The organism is Pantoea sp. Seng, from assembly GCF_009829935.1.
GTDB classification, from domain to species: Bacteria; Pseudomonadota; Gammaproteobacteria; order Enterobacterales; family Enterobacteriaceae; genus Pantoea; species Pantoea communis.
In genome coordinates, this window is record NZ_SZZV01000021.1 from 1 (window position 1) to 16,801 (window position 16,801).

Here is a 16,801-nt window from a genome sequence, read left to right on the forward strand (position 1 = left end):
TCGTAACGAGAGACGATATCAAGGGCCTGACTGAGCTGCATAAAAAAATCCGGAAACGAAGCGTTTCCGGATTCTTACACAGCCACTGGATCGTTCAACTGATCCTTAACTGATCGGCATTAGGCCTGATGGCCCGTTTTTATTGCATGCGATTTACTTCACCACGCGCAATGAAGGACGTCCACCACGCGGTGGCGGTTCATCATCCGGCGAGTGATCGTTATCAGCCGCATCGTCGGGACGATCGCCATCAATCACTGACATCATCGTCTCTTCCTGGCCTTCCTGTTCGTTGGTTTCCAGCTCGTAAGCCGGTTCCGGTTCGAACATGGTGCCAGCACCGTTTTCACGTGCGTAGATGGCCAGCACAGCGGCCATTGGCACAGAAACCTGGCGCGGCACGCCGCCGAAGCGCGCATTGAAACGCACTTCGTCATTGGCGAGGTCGAGGTTACCGACAGCGCGCGGCGCAATGTTCAGAACGATCTGGCCATCACGCGCATACTCCAGCGGCACCTGCACACCAGGCAGATTGATGTCGACCACCAAATGCGGCGTCAACTGGTTATCGAGCAGCCAGTCATAAAACGCACGCAGCAGATACGGACGACGAGCCGTTAGTTGCGACATTTCCATACATTAGCCCCGGGCTTGCAGGCGCATTTCACGTTCCGCTTCCGTTAATGAAGCGAGGAAAGAGTCACGTTCAAATACGCGCGTCATGTAGCCTTTCAGCTCTTTAGAACCGGCACCCACCAGCTCAACGCCCATCTGCGGCAAACGCCACAGCAGCGGTGCCAGATAGCAGTCGACCAGGCTGAACTCTTCGCTCATGAAGAACGGCGTGCGCGAGAACAATGGCGCAATCGCCAGCAGCTCTTCACGCAGTTGTTTGCGCGCGGCATCAGCTTCAGCGTTGTTACCAGTTTCGATGGCGCGCATCAGGGTGTACCAGTCCTGCTCGATGCGATGCATCATCAGGCGGCTTTCACCACGGGCAACCGGGTAAACAGGCATCAGCGGTGGATGCGGGAAACGCTCATCCAGGTATTCCATGATGATGCGTGATTCATACAACGTCAGTTCACGGTCGACCAGCGTTGGTACAGTGCGATACGGGTTGAGGTCAATCAGATCCTGCGGCAGGTTATCCGTTTCAACCTGCTCGATCTCCACGCTGACGCCTTTTTCAGCCAGTACAATACGTACTTGATGGCTAAAAATGTCAGTCGGACCAGAAAACAGCGTCATTACCGAACGTTTGTTGGCAGCGACAGCCATGAAAACCTCCAAGTTTGTTCACAAAAAGATACTGCGAATAGCCAACCACGCGGCGACTCACCTGCTCATCAGATTCGCACACAGCCAACGTCAGCGGCGCTCTCCCGTCGTCCCGACAGAAATAACACGCACAACGCTCCGGCTTGCGGGCGCAAAGTGTCAGTGAGTTTACCAGATTTTAAGCAGCTTGTGGGGCAGGGATAATGATTTGCGGGCAAAATGCGGGTAAAGCTCGCGTTTTTAGCGTGAAAAATCGTGAACGGTGACAATAAAAAACCCGCCGAGGCGGGTTTTTTGAGCAAATTGTGCCTGCCGAAGCAGCAACAATTAACGCTTAGAGAACTGCGGACGACGACGTGCTTTACGCAGGCCGACTTTCTTACGTTCAACTTCACGTGCGTCACGGGTAACGAAGCCCGCTTTACGCAGTTCAGGACGCAGAGACTCGTCGTATTCCATCAGAGCGCGTGTGATACCGTGACGGATCGCACCAGCCTGACCAGAAATACCACCACCTTTAACGGTGATGTACAGGTCAAATTTACCAACCATATCAACCAGCTCCAGCGGCTGACGCACGACCATGCGTGCAGTCTCGCGACCGAAGTATTGCTCCAGTGAGCGCTGGTTAATGACGATGTTACCGCTACCCGGCTTGATGAAGACGCGAGCGGCAGAGCTTTTGCGGCGACCAGTGCCGTAGTTTTGAGTTTCAGCCATTGCCTATAATCCCGATTAAATGTCAAGAACTTGCGGTTGCTGCGCCGCGTGAGTGTGCTCGTTGCCTGCGTAAACTTTCAGTTTACGGTACATAGCACGACCCAGTGGGCCTTTCGGCAGCATGCCTTTAACCGCGATTTCAATCACACGCTCAGGACGGCGCTCGATCATCTCTGCAAAGGTCGCTTGCTTGATACCACCGATGTGGCCAGTGTGGTGATAGTAAATCTTGTCAGTACGCTTGTTGCCGGTTACAGCAACTTTCTCAGCGTTCAGAACGATGATGTAATCACCGGTATCAACGTGCGGAGTGTATTCCGCTTTGTGCTTACCACGCAGACGGCGCGCCAGTTCAGTCGCGAGGCGACCCAAGGTTTTGCCAGTTGCGTCAACAACATACCAGTCACGCTGTACGGTTTCTGGTTTAGCTGTAAAAGTTTTCATTGAAAAGCTTACCCAAATAAAAAGTTACACGTTGGTGAAATCCCAAACGCTAAGTAAACGATTGAGGCTCACACGACCATTTTGCCCAGCAAGCCACCCCTTCAAGTGAGTTACCGGATCACATCGAGTTCTTGGGAAAGAAAACCGATGCTGTAACGTGGGGTCGCAAGATTATAGAGAAGTCGAACTCAAAGATCGAACCTTTTTGCATCGAAATCCTGCGATTTTTGCCCACGTCATCAGGGCAGATGCGGCAGACGCAAATACTCTTCGCTTTGCATCTCCTGCAAACGCGACAAGCAGCGTTGATACTCAAACTTAAGGCGCGTGCCCTGATAAATTTCAAACAGTGAGGTTTCGGCCGCCACCACCAGTTTCACGTGGCGTTCGTAGAATTCATCGACCAGCGCCAGGAAGCGGCGTGCCTGATCTTCGGTCTTGTAAATCATCACCGGCACATCATACAGCAATACGCTGTGGAAGCGGCGTGATAGCTCGATGTAGTCATGCTGACTACGCCCTTCGCCACACAGCGCGAGGAAATCAATCGCCAGCACGCCTTCATGAACGCCCAGCGTTGGCATCTGACGGTGGTTAATTTCCAGCACCGGCGCATCTTCACGCGGCTTGCCGGACAAGGCGCGGAACATGCGCTCCATTTCAGCATGCGTGGCATCGTTAAGCGGGAAATTCCACAGATGCGCGGATGTCAGTGTACGCAAGCGGTAGTCGATACCCGCATCCACGTTCATCACATCACAATGACGTTTGATCTGCTCAATTGCGGGCAGAAAACGCGGGCGCTGCAGGCCATTGCGATAGAGATCGTCAGGCGGAATATTGGACGTCGCCACCAGCGCAATGCCGCGATCGAACAGTGCTTCCATCAGCGTGCCCAACAGCATGGCATCGGTAATATCAGACACAAAGAATTCGTCGAAGCAGAGAATATCGGTTTCTGCTTTAAAGCGGTCGGCCACAATCAGCAGCGGATCGCTATGGCCTTGTAACTGGGTCAGTTCTTCATGGACGCGCAGCATAAAACGATGAAAATGCAGGCGGAGTTTGCGATCGCCAGGAATAGACTGAAAAAATAAATCCATCACCCAGGTTTTACCGCGACCCACGCCGCCCCACATATACAGCCCGCGCACCGGCGCTTCGTTGCTGCTTTTCTCTTTGGACATCAGCTTCGACAGGCGGCCAAATAGCCCTTTAGGGGCGGGTTCAGGCGCGGGCTTACGGGCAATCAATCCTTGCTGGATCGCATCCAGGCGGGTAATGGCTTCGCGTTGTACATCATCTGGACGAAACTCGCCCTGTGATAGCGCCTGCTCATAGCGGGCAAGCGGAGATGAGGTTTGCATGGTTCTCTCAGAATCCCTGAAAAAGTCCGATTCACGGGTCGGTTGGCGAAAATTAGGCCGCACTACACTAAGCGATGCAGCCCGAGAGTTCCACTTCCATAAGATTATTGGGTATAGTGGCTGCTATTGAAGTGGAAACAGAAGCAATGCCCTACGAAGCAACGGAAATTACACGGGAGTCATTATGACCTGGGAATACGGGCTGATTGGTTTAGTGATTGGCATTATTGTCGGCGCAGTTGTCATGCGTTTTGGCAACAAGAAGCTGCGTGAGCAGCGTAGCATGCAGTACGAACTGGAAAAATCGAAGGCTGAGCTGGCAGATTATCGCGAAGAGCTCACCAACCACTTTGCGCGCAGCGCAGAATTGCTAGACAACATGGCACATGATTATCGCCAGCTGTATCAGCATATGGCAAAGGGTTCGAATGACCTGCTGCCAAATCTGCCGGGCGAAAAAAATCCGTTTGCTTATCAGCTGACGGAAGCCGAAGCGGATAACGATCAGGCACCGGTGCAGATGCCGCGTGATTACTCTGATGGCGCATCCGGTTTGCTGCGCGGCAGCGACCGTACACCGCGTAAATAATCCTTTTGGGGCACAGCTTAGCTGTGCCCTTTTTGTTTTTCGAACACTTACGCCAAACTACTGTCACACTTTCTATCCCCTTTCTTCTTTCGCAGCGAGAGCGTTGTAGCAATGAAAAAACAAGCACGGCTGTTAAGCGCATTAGCCTTGAGTATTGGGATGAGTCTGGCGGCAACGCCTGGCGCGATGGCGACGCTGCCCGCTCAGGTTCAGGGACAAGCACTGCCGAGTCTGGCACCCATGCTGGAAAAAGTTCTGCCCGCGGTCGTTAGCGTGCATGTTGAAGGCACCGACAGCGGCCAGCAGGCACAGGATATTCCTGAACCGCTGAAGCGCTTCTTTGGCCAGGCACCGGGACAATCCCAGCCACAGCCGTTTGAAGGCCTTGGTTCAGGTGTCATCATTGATGCGGCTAAAGGCTACATCCTCACCAACAACCACGTGGTGAACGGTGCCGATAAAATCAGCGTCCAGCTCAGCGATGGCAATGAATATGATGCCAAGCTGATTGGCCATGATGAGCAAACCGATATCGCGCTGATCCAGGTTGAAGGCGCTAAAAATCTGACGCAGGTGAAAATCGCCGACTCCGACTCCCTGAAAGTGGGCGATTTTGCTGTGGCTATCGGTAACCCCTTCGGTCTTGGCCAAACGGCCACCTCCGGCATTATTTCGGCGTTGGGCCGCAGCGGGTTGAACCTTGAAGGACTGGAAAACTTCATCCAGACCGATGCGGCGATTAACCGGGGGAACTCCGGCGGTGCTCTGGTGAACCTGAATGGCGAGTTGATTGGTATCAACACCGCGATTCTTGCCTCCAGCGGCGGCAACATTGGTATCGGCTTCGCGATTCCCAGCAATATGGCGATGAACCTCGCGCAGCAGCTGATTCAGTCTGGTGAAGTGAAGCGTGGTCAGTTGGGCATTAAAGGCACCGAAATGACGCCTGACATCGCCAAAGCCTTTAACGTTGACGCTCAGCGTGGTGCCTTTGTTTCTGAAGTGCTGCCTAACTCGGCGGCGCAAAAAGCGGGCATTAAAGCGGGTGACATCATCACCTCCATCAATGACAAAGCGATCACCAGCTTTGCCGAGTTGCGCGTAAAAGTGGGCACCACCCCACCGGGTCAGCAGGTGAAAATTGGTCTGCTGCGTGAAGGCAAACCGGTGACGGTGACCGTGACGCTGGAACAGAGCGCGCAAACCACCGCCAGCGCCCAGCTGATGTCACCGGCGTTACAAGGTGCAACGCTGAGTGATGGCGCAGCCAAGAGCGGCGATAAAGGCGTGAAAGTGGATGCCATTGAAAAAGGCACGCCAGCTGAGCAGGCAGGCTTGCAGAAAGATGATGTGATTGTCGGTGTTAACCGCGATCGTGTCACTTCACTGGCGGAAATGCGTAAAGCGCTGGAAAGTAAACCCGCGATCCTGGCACTGAACGTGGTGCGAGGCGACGAGAGCATTTACTTACTTATGCGATAATCCTCGCAACAGGCGGACAAGCAGGTGTTTGTCCGCCTTTCTCATGTTATTCTGCCCAGCGATCCCACCTTTCCTGAAATAACACCATGTTTCTTAAACTTTTGCGTTCTGTGGTGATGGGCCTGATCGTAGCGGGTTTGCTGCTGGTAGCGATCCCTGCGCTGCGTATGAGCAGCAACGTCACCTTTGATCATGACAACAGTGATGATGAATCCCCCGTGAGCTTCAATCAGGGGGTGCGCCGCGCTGTGCCTGCGGTGGTCAACGTCTACAACCGCAGTGCCCATGGCAACAATAATCGCGGTATCACCACGCTGGGTTCTGGCGTGATCATGAACGTGAAAGGCTACATTCTCACGAACAAGCATGTCATTAATAACGCCGACCAGATCATTGTGGCGTTGCAGGATGGTCGTTTCTTTGAAGCCACCTTAGTGGGTTCAGATGCGATGACCGATTTAGCGGTGCTGAAAATCAGCGCCACTAACCTGCCGGTGATTCCGATTAACGCTAACCGTATCGCACATATCGGCGATGTGGTGATGGCGATTGGTAACCCCTACAACCTCGGGCAGACCGTCACTCAGGGCATTATCAGTGCCACCGGGCGCGTGGGCTTGAGCTCATCGGGTCGTCAAAATTTCCTGCAGACCGATGCATCCATCAATCAGGGCAACTCAGGCGGTGCGCTGATTAACTCGCTCGGCGAACTAATGGGCATTAACACCCTGACATTTGATAAAAGCAATGATGGCGAAACGCCGGAAGGGATTGGCTTTGCGATTCCAACCGCGTTAGCAACCAAGATCATGGATAAATTGATTCGTGACGGTCGGGTCATTCGTGGCTATATCGGCATCACCGGACGTGAGCTGCCGCCGCTACACGGTCAGGGCAGCAGTCTGGATCGTGCACAGGGTATTATCGTCAGTGAGGTTACGCCAGGCGGGCCAGCCGATCGGGCAGGCATTCAAGCCAATGATGTGCTTTTACAGGTGAACGGCAAACCGGCGCTGTCGGCGCAGGAAACCATGGATCAGGTCGCCGAGATTCGTCCAGGATCGGTGATTCAGGTGCAGGTTCTGCGTAACGAACAAAAGATGATGCTGCCAGTCACTATTCAGGAGTTCCCCGAAGCGCCAGCCGCACCCACCACGCAGCAGTAACCCTTGAATGAACAACGGCGCAATACATGCGCCGTTGTTGTCTGAAACACCCTGCCTGAGCAAGAATGATTAGCTGCGATCCACCGGGAAGGCAATCACGTCGCTTAATGCATTGGCTTTCAACGCCAGCATAATCAAACGATCCACACCCAACGCCACACCTGAACAAGCAGGCATGCCATGTGCCAGCGCATCCAGCAGGTTGGTATCAATCGGGTGCTGCGGTAAACCACGCGCTGCACGGCGACGATTATCCTGCTCAAAGCGCTGACGCTGTTCGCGGCTATCGGTCAATTCGCGGAAGCCGTTAGCCAACTCCACGCCTTTGTAATACACCTCGAAACGCTCCGCGACGCGATGATCCTCAGTGCTGATTTCGGCCAATGCCGCCTGACTGGCCGGGAAGTGATACACGAAGCACGGTTTATCGTTACCAATCTTCGGCTCAACACCCAGCATAAACAGCAGCTGCAACAAGGTATCGCGGTCTTCTTCACGATTCGCCAGTTCACCCTCACCCAACTTCGTCGCGGCTTCACGCAGCTGCGTTTTATCCGCTGACAAAGGATCAAGTTCCAGATGGCGAATAAATGCCTGCTGATACGATAAAGATTCGGCGCTATCGCACTCCAGCACCTGCTGCATCAGATCGTCGACTTCATTCATCAGGCGATACATATCGTAGTGAGGACGATACCACTCCAGCATGGTGAACTCAGGATTATGGTGGCGCCCTGCTTCTTCGTTACGGAAGCAACGTCCCATCTGATAGATTGGGCCACTGCCCGCCGCCAGCAGACGCTTCATATGATATTCCGGGCTGGTCATCAGCCACAGATCGCGCCCTTCCGCTGCACCTGGACCCACAAAGCGCGTCTGGAACGGCACCAGATGGATATCCGTGATGGTCGCCTGGCTCATCGCCGGGGTATCGACCTCCAGCACGCCGCGATCGGCAAAGAAACGACGAATCTCCGCCAAAATAGCGGCGCGTTTCAACAAATTGGCAATGGGTGCACTCGGCTGCCAGCTTGCCGTTTCGCTCATGTTGGTGACTCCTTATACAGATAAGGGGGAGAAGTCTACCCGTATTGGCTACGGCAAACAACGGCGTGACGGGATCGAAGGCGTTAGCGGTGCTTTTTCAGACAAAGAAAGAGGGAATCAGGGAATCCGGTACGAAATCGGGTTTCGCACCGGTTTGGATCACTGTGCGCTACGCTGAATCGCTTTGCCACCGGCCTGAACGTCCTCGCCAACACCACGGGTGGTGTTGCAGGCGGTCAACACAGAGGAAAGCACCAGAACAGAAAGAATCGCGACAATACTTTTCTTTAACATAGCCATATCCTTGTTGGTTGCAGTAAAAGTACAGCCATTCAAGCATAGACCTTATACACAATCTTGCTGGCTAAGCCGCTGAGAAAAGGCGGCGCCCTCGCAATTTATTTATCAGCTGCGCGTGAAATGGCACCGCCCAAATGGGAGACGTCTTCACCAAAGCCGTGGAAAGTGTTGCAGGCACTTAAAGCAGAAGAGACCAGCAACGCAAAAACAGCCAATTTCGCCATCTTTTTCATTATTCTGAACTCATAGAGAAAAAAGGCGCATCGAGTGATGCGCCTGATTTGGCAATTATTTTACGCGAGAAACGTATTCGCCAGAGCGGGTGTCAACTTTAACCACTTCGCCAATCTGGACGAACAGTGGAACTTTGATCACTGCGCCAGTAGACAGGGTCGCTGGCTTGCCGCCGGTACCGGCAGTATCACCTTTCAGACCTGGATCTGTTTCGATGACTTCTGCTTCGATGAAGTTCGGTGGCTGAACAGCGATCGCTTTATCGTTCCACAGGGTAACGATACAATCCGCATTGTCCTGCAACCATTTGGTCACGTCGTCCAGCACTTTAGATTCGATCTGATACTGCTCGAAAGACTCAGGGTGCATGAAGTAGTAGAAGTCGCCGTCGTTGTAAGAGTACTGCAGCGTCATATCACGAACGTCTGCGCCTTCGGCAGAGTCGGTAGATTTGAAGGTCTTCTCAACGCGAGAACCGGTCAGCAGACGACGCATTTTAACGCGTGCAAATGCCTGGCCTTTACCCGGTTTAACGAACTCACTGGCTTCGATGGCATATGGCTCGCCTTCGAACATGATTTTAAGACCGGGACGGAAATCGTTGCTAAGATAAGTCGCCATAAAGGCCCTCTGTAAATATTGAACTGGTAATAGCCAAAAAAATGGCAAACATTGTAACCCTAAATCCCCCCATCAGAGAAGATTGGTTGCAGCAACTTGCTGATGTTGTCACCGATCCTACTGAATTACTGCGACTTTTATCTCTCGAACAGCATGCGGATTTGGCCGCAGGCAACGATGCGCGCAAGCTTTTTGCGCTGCGCGTGCCGCGTGCCTTCATTCAACGCATGACGCCGGGCAATGCGCACGACCCCCTTTTGCTGCAGGTATTAACCAGCCGTCAGGAATTTGTCGATGCGCCAGGTTACAGCACTGACCCGCTGGATGAGCAAAGTAGCGTGGTGCCCGGTTTACTGCATAAGTACAGAAACCGTGCATTGCTGCTGGTGAAGGGCGGCTGTGCGGTTAACTGCCGCTACTGCTTCCGTCGCCATTTCCCCTATCAGGATAATCAGGGCAATAAGCGTAACTGGCAGGCGGCGATCGATTACATCGCTGAGCATCCAGAGCTGGATGAGATTATCTTCTCGGGTGGCGATCCGCTGATGGCTAAAGACCATGAGCTGGCGTGGCTGGTGGGCGCACTGGAGAAAATCCCCCATCTGAGGCGTCTGCGCATTCATAGCCGCCTCCCGGTGGTAATCCCGGCACGCATTACCGAAGGGTTATGCCAGATTCTGGCCGAGACACGCCTGCAAGTGCTGATGGTGAGCCACATCAACCACGCGCAAGAAATTGATGATGAGCTGCGCTACGGCATGCAGATGCTGAAACGCGCGGGTGTCACCTTGCTTAATCAGAGCGTGCTGCTGCGCGGTATCAATGATGATGCACAAGCGCTGGCCAACCTGAGCAACGCGCTGTTTGATGCCGGTATTCTGCCCTATTACCTGCACGTGCTGGATAAAGTACAGGGCGCGGCGCATTTCTTTGTGCCGGATGAAGAAGCCCGTGCGCTAGTACGCCAGTTGTTAACCATGGTATCGGGTTATATGGTGCCGAAGCTGGCGCGCGAGATTGGTGGTGAGCCAAGTAAAACGCCGCTGGATTTGCAGTTACGCCAGGAATAAAAAAAGCCGCATCAGCGGCTTTTTTTACATCTCTTTCATGCCATTACGGGCACTTATACACCTGACCAGACATTTTGCTGTCAAGCGGTGCGAAAGCTGAAAGCAGGTTCTGCGTTGGGCTGGTTGCACCGTAAATCACGTTGCCACCCATCTCTGCCGCGCGGTTACGCAGGTCATTGGCTGCGCCACGCAAAGAACTGCCTTCACCGCCTGAACCGCTCAACCAGTTGCTCTGTGAGCCGGTGACATTGCCCAGCAGCTGACATTGGCTTCCAGGCTGTTGGTCAACGAAAGTGACACGCTGTCCGCCGGAACTCAGTTGATTGGAGCTGCTGCAGCCCGCCAGCAGTAAAGTCCCTACCGCCAGTCCGAGCAAGAGGTTAATCCGCATTGTAATCCCCATTTATTATCATCAGTGTCGGGCGGCAGCGTAGCAGAAAAGCGCACTTTTTTTCTGAACATTCATTGCCCTAAACCCGCAAAGCCGAAGTATTGCGCTCTTACTTATACCTTGTTCGCCACCAAAAGAAAAACCCCCGACCGTTTCCGATCGAGGGTTTTTCACATGACTTAAGCAGTCAGGGGCAAATTACATCATGCCGCCCATTCCGCCCATGCCACCCATGCCGCCAGCGCCACCTAAATCAGGAGCATCGCCTTTAGGCAGGTCAGTTACCATCGCTTCGGTGGTGATCATCAGGCCCGCAACAGAAGACGCGTACTGCAGCGCAGAACGGGTCACTTTGGTTGGGTCCAGGATACCGAAGTCGATCATGTTGCCGTATTCTTCAGTCTGAGCGTTGTAGCCGTAGTTGCCGTCGCCTGCTTTCACGTTGTTAGCAACAACAGATGGCTCTTCACCGGCGTTAGAAACGATCTGACGCAGTGGAGCTTCCATTGCGCGCAGCGCAACTTTGATACCCACGTTCTGATCTTCGTTCTGACCTTTCAGGCCAGAAGCAGCGATCTTGGCTGCAACGCGAACCAGTGCAACACCACCACCAGCAACCACGCCTTCTTCTACCGCAGCACGGGTAGCGTGCAGGGCATCTTCAACGCGTGCTTTCTTCTCTTTCATTTCAACTTCAGTGGCTGCACCCACTTTCAGAACGGCCACGCCGCCTGCCAGTTTCGCTACGCGCTCCTGCAGTTTTTCTTTGTCGTAATCAGAAGTTGCTTCTTCAATCTGCTGACGGATCTGAGTCACACGGCCAGAGATTGCACCCTGATCGCCCACACCATCGATGATGGTAGAAGTATCTTTGTTGATCACAACACGCTTAGCCTGACCCAGATCTTCCAGGGTCGCTTTTTCCAGCTCCATACCGATCTCTTCAGAGATGACGGTACCGCCAGTCAGGATTGCGATATCCTGCAGCATTGCTTTACGACGGTCGCCGAAGCCTGGTGCTTTAACCGCAGCCACTTTCACGATACCGCGCATGGTGTTAACCACCAGAGTTGCCAGTGCTTCGCCTTCAACATCTTCAGCGATGATCAGCAGTGGTTTACCGGCTTTCGCAACCGCTTCCAGTACTGGCAGCAGTTCACGGATGTTAGAGATCTTCTTGTCAGCCAACAGGATAAACGGTGCATCCAGTTCGATTGCGCCGGTTTCTGGCTTGTTGATGAAGTAAGGAGACAGGTAGCCACGGTCGAACTGCATACCTTCAACCACGTCCAGCTCGTCTTGCAGGCCGGTGCCTTCTTCAACGGTGATAACACCTTCTTTGCCCACTTTATCCATCGCTTTCGCGATCAGGGTACCGACTGACTCATCAGAGTTAGCAGAGATGGTACCTACCTGAGCAATGGCTTTAGTATCCTGGCAAGGAACAGACAGCGCTTTCAGCTCTTCAACGGCAGCAGCAACGGCTTTATCGATACCGCGCTTCAGGTCCATTGGGTTCATGCCAGCCGCAACGGCTTTCAGGCCTTCGTTCACGATAGACTGAGCCAGAACGGTTGCAGTGGTGGTGCCGTCGCCCGCAGCGTCGTTCGCTTTAGAGGCCACTTCTTTCACCATCTGTGCACCCATGTTCTCGAACTTGTCTTCCAGCTCGATTTCACGTGCTACAGAAACGCCATCTTTGGTGATGGTCGGTGCACCAAAAGATTTATCCAGAACCACGTTACGGCCTTTCGGGCCCAGGGTAACTTTTACTGCATCTGCCAGTACGTTCACGCCACGCAGCATTTTTACGCGCGCGTCATTACCGAATTTTACGTCTTTAGCTGCCATTTCAAATATCCCTTAAATTCGTTTCGTTCAGTGAATTACGCGTAATTACGCTTCGACAATCGCCAGGATGTCGCTTTCAGAGATGATCAGAACTTCTTCGTTATCGATCTTCTCAGTTTTGGCACCGTAGCCTTCGCTGAAGATAACCAGATCGCCAACTTTCACGTCCAGCGGCTTAACATCACCGTTTTCCAGGATGCGGCCATTACCCACAGCCAGAACTTCACCACGGGTTGATTTGCCAGCTGCAGAGCCGGTCAGAACGATACCGCCAGCAGATTTAGCTTCAACTTCTTTACGCTTGACGATAACGCGATCGTGCAACGGACGAATTTTCATTTGGTAGCTCTCCTTTGAGAAGTCCAATCATTCAGTTTTTTGGGTTGAACCGGACTGCATGGCTTCCGGCCTCGTGGAGAGAGAGATAGGGTCACTAAAAAAGGCTTTCAAGGGGCAAAAAATAAAAAATTTTCGTTTTTGTAACCATTGACGAAAAAGACAGCAAAAAGGGCGACTCTCGCCGCCCTTCTCTTCTTATCGATCTTTATCGTGTCCGATTTGATCCTGATCTTTACGCTCGTATTCGCCATCCATGGTATAGCCACTGTCCGGCCCGGCGCCGGGTCCGCGCCACACACGCAGATGCGGCATTAATTTCAGCGTCAGATGTTTCTGCACCGGAGGCAACAGCAGCAACAAACCGAGGAAGTCAGTAAAGAAGCCCGGCAACAGCAGTAAGAAGCCCGAAATAATCAGTGAAACGCTTTTGGTCATCTCCGCCGCTGGGCTTTCATTGCGCGCCAGCTTCTCCTGCATCAGACGGAAGTTCTTCATACCCTGGTTTTTCACCAGCGACACACCGATGCACGAGGTGAAGATCACCAGTAGCATGGTAAGCAGCACGCCGAGGGCATGTGCAACCTGAATGAAAATTGAGATCTCAATCCAGGCCAGAACAAAAAAAATCACGAACGGTATCCAGCGCACCGATATCTCCTGTGAGTAGGGCTGCCTCGCTTCTTGCCAGGCAGCAGAAAGGGATGGTCTGTCTGACCGTATTGATAGAGATGGGCATCTCAACCCGCGATTTCAACCGATCCTGCCAAATTTTTCCCACTGACTTAAAATTGCGAACTACATCACATATCGTTATTACCGCTGGGCCAGTAAATGCCCGTAAAGTGATCTGTGCACAAACAATTCTGTAACAACAGAATATGATCGTGCCCGCCAGCCCGAAGATGGATAAAATGTCGGTGCTGGTAATCCACGACAATATAATTGCTTCACCTGCACAGTGATTGCCGCCCGACCATCCCGGTCGCCCGGCAGTGACACCGCAGAAATAATAAGAAGGTAATCATGGCGAACAACATTCGTATCGAAGAAGACCTGTTAGGCATGCGCGAAGTTCCGGCAGACGCTTACTACGGTGTTCATACTCTGCGTGCGATTGAGAACTTCTACATTAGTAACAACAAAATCAGTGACATACCGGAATTTGTCCGCGGTATGGTGATGGTCAAAAAAGCAGCCGCGCTCGCCAACAAAGAGCTGCAAACAATCCCTCGCAACATCGCAAACACCATTATTCAGGCCTGTGATGAAGTGCTGAATAACGGTAAATGCATGGATCAGTTCCCGGTTGACGTCTATCAGGGCGGCGCGGGCACCTCGGTCAACATGAACACCAACGAAGTGCTGGCAAACATCGGTCTGGAACTGATGGGCCACCAAAAAGGTGAATACCAGTACCTCAACCCTAACGATCACGTGAATAAGTGTCAGTCGACCAACGATGCTTATCCCACCGGATTCCGTATTGCGGTTTACGCTTCAATTCTGAAACTGCTGGACGGCATCAGCCAGCTCAGTGAAGGCTTCCAGCGTAAAGCGGTCGAGTTCGAAAATATCCTCAAGATGGGTCGTACCCAGCTGCAGGATGCCGTACCGATGACGCTGGGCCAGGAATTCCACGCGTTTAACGTGCTGCTGAATGAAGAAACCCGCAGCATCCTGCGCACCGCAGAACTGCTGCTGGAAGTAAACCTGGGCGCGACGGCCATCGGGACTCGCCTCAACACCCCGGATGGCTATCAGCAGCTGGCCGTTCAGCGTCTGGCGGAAGTCAGTAATTTGCCTGTCGTCCCGGCAGAAGACCTGATTGAAGCAACCTCTGACTGCGGTGCTTACGTGATGGTGCACTCTGCGCTGAAACGTCTGGCGGTGAAACTGTCGAAGATCTGTAACGACCTGCGCCTGCTCTCTTCCGGCCCACGTGCGGGTCTGAACGAAATCAACTTGCCAGAATTGCAGGCCGGTTCATCAATCATGCCAGCCAAAGTGAACCCGGTGGTGCCAGAAGTGGTGAACCAGGTGTGCTTCAAGGTTATCGGCAACGACATTACCGTGACCATGGCATCAGAAGCGGGTCAGCTGCAGCTGAACGTGATGGAACCGGTGATTGGCCAGGCGCTGTTTGAGTCGATCAGCATTCTGACCAACGCCTGCTTCAACCTGCTGGAAAAATGCGTCAACGGCATCACGGCTAACAAAGCGGTATGTGAAGCTTACGTGTTCAACTCCATCGGTATCGTCACTTATCTCAACCCGTATATCGGCCACCACAATGGCGATATCGTCGGCAAGATTTGTGCGGAAACCGGCAAGAGCGTACGTGAAGTAGTATTGGAGCGCGGTCTGCTGACCGAAGCGGAACTGGATGACATCTTCTCGATTCAGAACCTGATGCATCCGACCTACAAAGCCAAACGCTACACCGACGAAAACGAACAGTAATCCGTTCCGGATCAAGTTGCCAAAAGCACGCCTGTATACAATACGGCGTGCTTTTTTCTTATTGGCGGCTACAACTTTAAGAGTCGAGATTTCCCCCACGGCTCAGGAGCGGAATGAATGGTGTTAGTGGAATTATTGATTGTCCTGCTGGCGATCTGGCTGGGTGCACGTCTAGGCGGCATCGGAATTGGATTTGCCGGCGGATTGGGCGTACTGGTGTTGACGCTGTTCTGCGGCATGAAGCCGGGCGCGATTCCCTTCGATGTGATCGAAATTATCATGGCAGTGATTGCCGCAATTGCCGCGATGCAGATTGCAGGCGGACTCGATTACATGGTCGGTTTGGCCGAGCGCCTGCTGCGCCGTCATCCGCGTTACGTCACCTTCCTCGCCCCACTCGTCACCTATGTGATGACGCTGCTGGCGGGCACCGGACACACTGCGTTCTCGACGCTACCCGTCATCGCTGAAGTGGCCAAAGAGCAAGGTGTACGCCCTTCACGCCCACTGTCGATTGCGGTGGTCGCCTCGCAAATTGCCATTACCGCTTCGCCGCTCTCTGCTGCAGTGGTGTTCTTCGCGTCGATTCTGGAACCGCGCGGTGTCAGCTATCTGGCGCTGCTCGCGGTATCGATCCCGTCCACCATGGCTGCCATCTTCTGTGCCGCCGTGATCACCAGCTTTCTTGGTAGAGAGTTAAAAGAAGACGAGGTGTATCAGGCGCGCTTAGCCAAAGGTGAAGTCACACTGCGCGGAGAACGCGTCTTTGACATTAAGCCTGGCGCCAAACGTGCGGTCGGGCTATTCCTGATCGGCATAGCGGCAGTTGTGCTCTACGCCACGGCGATCAGCGACAGCGTTGGGCTAATCAGCAACCCAGTGCTGCCTCGTAACGAAGCGATTGTGGTGTTTATGCTCACCGTTGCCACACTGATTTGCCTAACCTGCAAAGTCGATACCGGCGAAATCCTCAGCGCCAGTACGTTCAAATCCGGTATGAGTGCCTGTATCTGCGTGATGGGCGTGGCATGGCTAGGCGATACCTTTGTCAAAGCCCACCTGGCGGACATCCAGACTGCGGCTGGCGATATGTTGCAGAGCTACCCGTGGATGCTGGCGTTAATATTGTTCTTCGCTGCTACCCTGCTCTATTCACAGGCAGCGACCACCAAGGCGTTGATGCCTGCCGCCCTCATGCTTGGCGTATCCCCTCTCGCCGCCGTTGCCTCCTTTGCCGCCGTTTCAGCCCTGTTCGTGTTGCCGACCTATCCCACCTTATTGGCAGCCGTAGAAATGGATGACACCGGTTCGACCCGAATCGGCAAGTTTGTGTTTAATCACTCCTTTATCATTCCCGGCGTGTTGGCGATTGCCTTCTCCGTGGCGTTTGGCTTCCTGTTTGGTAGCCTGATTCTGTAGCGCCGTTACATCCTGAAAAC

The 16,801-nt window shown here is 53.3% G+C and carries 19 protein-coding genes; 6 read left to right on the forward strand and 13 right to left on the reverse strand.

The genetic code is table 11. The features are described from left to right. Positions 1–153: 153 nt before the first annotated feature. The 5 genes from sspB to zapE all read right to left on the reverse strand — a co-directional run bounded on the left by sspB (position 154) and on the right by zapE (position 3,812). Positions 154–636 (reverse strand): ClpXP protease specificity-enhancing factor, encoded by a 483-nt coding sequence (sspB, locus tag FD737_RS19355; RefSeq protein ID WP_034826642.1) that lies wholly within the window; start codon positions 634–636, stop codon positions 154–156. Positions 637–639: 3 nt separating this feature from the next. Next, positions 640–1,281 (reverse strand): stringent starvation protein SspA, encoded by a 642-nt coding sequence (gene sspA, locus FD737_RS19360; RefSeq protein WP_034826645.1) that lies wholly within the window; start codon positions 1,279–1,281, stop codon positions 640–642. Between the two features lie 327 nt (positions 1,282–1,608). Next, on the reverse strand, positions 1,609–2,001 hold the full coding sequence (gene rpsI, locus FD737_RS19365; protein ID WP_034826648.1) for a 30S ribosomal protein S9: 393 nt from the start codon (positions 1,999–2,001) through the stop codon (positions 1,609–1,611). A gap of 15 nt (positions 2,002–2,016) precedes the next feature. Continuing rightward, positions 2,017–2,445, reverse strand: a complete 429-nt coding sequence (gene rplM, locus FD737_RS19370; protein ID WP_034826650.1) for a 50S ribosomal protein L13 — start codon at positions 2,443–2,445, stop codon at positions 2,017–2,019. 239 nt (positions 2,446–2,684) lie between these two features. Beyond that, positions 2,685–3,812: a cell division protein ZapE gene (gene zapE / locus FD737_RS19375; RefSeq protein WP_160834324.1), complete on the reverse strand. Its 1,128-nt coding sequence runs from the start codon at positions 3,810–3,812 to the stop codon at positions 2,685–2,687. A gap of 184 nt (positions 3,813–3,996) precedes the next feature. On the opposite strand from zapE, the gene zapG reads away from it, so the two are divergent. The 3 genes from zapG (at position 3,997) to degS (ending at position 7,049) form a co-directional block, all read left to right on the forward strand. After that, entirely contained in the window at positions 3,997–4,401 is a 405-nt protein-coding gene (zapG, locus tag FD737_RS19380) for a Z-ring associated protein ZapG (RefSeq protein ID WP_034826655.1), read from the forward strand. A gap of 111 nt (positions 4,402–4,512) precedes the next feature. Beyond that, positions 4,513–5,883 (forward strand): serine endoprotease DegQ, encoded by a 1,371-nt coding sequence (gene degQ / locus FD737_RS19385; protein ID WP_160834325.1) that lies wholly within the window; start codon positions 4,513–4,515, stop codon positions 5,881–5,883. A gap of 86 nt (positions 5,884–5,969) precedes the next feature. Further along, entirely contained in the window at positions 5,970–7,049 is a 1,080-nt protein-coding gene (degS, locus tag FD737_RS19390; RefSeq protein ID WP_034826661.1) for an outer membrane-stress sensor serine endopeptidase DegS, read from the forward strand. 69 nt (positions 7,050–7,118) lie between these two features. Here degS and epmA read toward each other — a convergent pair whose 3' ends face one another. The 4 genes from epmA to efp form a co-directional block, all read right to left on the reverse strand. Beyond that, complete coding sequence (gene epmA / locus FD737_RS19395) at positions 7,119–8,096, reverse strand: elongation factor P--(R)-beta-lysine ligase (RefSeq protein WP_038649528.1); 978 nt, start codon at positions 8,094–8,096, stop codon at positions 7,119–7,121. A 159-nt stretch (positions 8,097–8,255) separates the two neighbouring features. Next, on the reverse strand, positions 8,256–8,390 hold the full coding sequence (locus FD737_RS19400) for an entericidin A/B family lipoprotein (RefSeq protein WP_038649531.1): 135 nt from the start codon (positions 8,388–8,390) through the stop codon (positions 8,256–8,258). Positions 8,391–8,494: 104 nt separating this feature from the next. Then, positions 8,495–8,629, reverse strand: coding sequence for an entericidin A/B family lipoprotein (locus FD737_RS19405; protein WP_034826667.1), 135 nt, complete (start codon positions 8,627–8,629; stop codon positions 8,495–8,497). Positions 8,630–8,684: 55 nt separating this feature from the next. Continuing rightward, positions 8,685–9,251, reverse strand: a complete 567-nt coding sequence (gene efp, locus FD737_RS19410) for an elongation factor P (RefSeq protein WP_034826669.1) — start codon at positions 9,249–9,251, stop codon at positions 8,685–8,687. Positions 9,252–9,292: 41 nt separating this feature from the next. On the opposite strand from efp, the gene epmB reads away from it, so the two are divergent. Continuing rightward, the gene (gene epmB, locus FD737_RS19415; RefSeq protein WP_097119020.1) at positions 9,293–10,321 is read left to right on the forward strand and encodes an EF-P beta-lysylation protein EpmB; all 1,029 of its coding nucleotides are present in this window, start codon (positions 9,293–9,295) and stop codon (positions 10,319–10,321) included. Positions 10,322–10,364: 43 nt separating this feature from the next. On the opposite strand, the gene FD737_RS19420 is transcribed toward epmB, so the two are convergent. From FD737_RS19420 to FD737_RS19435, 4 genes are all read right to left on the reverse strand, one after another. Further along, positions 10,365–10,712, reverse strand: coding sequence for a DUF4156 domain-containing protein (locus tag FD737_RS19420; RefSeq protein WP_034826674.1), 348 nt, complete (start codon positions 10,710–10,712; stop codon positions 10,365–10,367). A 198-nt stretch (positions 10,713–10,910) separates the two neighbouring features. Next, positions 10,911–12,563, reverse strand: a complete 1,653-nt coding sequence (gene groL / locus FD737_RS19425; protein WP_034826677.1) for a chaperonin GroEL — start codon at positions 12,561–12,563, stop codon at positions 10,911–10,913. Between the two features lie 45 nt (positions 12,564–12,608). Continuing rightward, complete coding sequence (locus FD737_RS19430; protein ID WP_021507766.1) at positions 12,609–12,902, reverse strand: co-chaperone GroES; 294 nt, start codon at positions 12,900–12,902, stop codon at positions 12,609–12,611. 195 nt (positions 12,903–13,097) lie between these two features. After that, positions 13,098–13,550: an FxsA family protein gene (locus tag FD737_RS19435; RefSeq protein ID WP_097119018.1), complete on the reverse strand. Its 453-nt coding sequence runs from the start codon at positions 13,548–13,550 to the stop codon at positions 13,098–13,100. A gap of 375 nt (positions 13,551–13,925) precedes the next feature. On the opposite strand from FD737_RS19435, the gene aspA reads away from it, so the two are divergent. Both aspA and FD737_RS19445 read left to right on the forward strand, forming a co-directional pair. Continuing rightward, on the forward strand, positions 13,926–15,362 hold the full coding sequence (aspA, locus tag FD737_RS19440) for an aspartate ammonia-lyase (protein ID WP_007886584.1): 1,437 nt from the start codon (positions 13,926–13,928) through the stop codon (positions 15,360–15,362). A gap of 117 nt (positions 15,363–15,479) precedes the next feature. Then, on the forward strand, positions 15,480–16,781 hold the full coding sequence (locus FD737_RS19445) for an anaerobic C4-dicarboxylate transporter (RefSeq protein WP_160834326.1): 1,302 nt from the start codon (positions 15,480–15,482) through the stop codon (positions 16,779–16,781). The last annotated feature ends 20 nt before the right edge of the window (positions 16,782–16,801 follow it).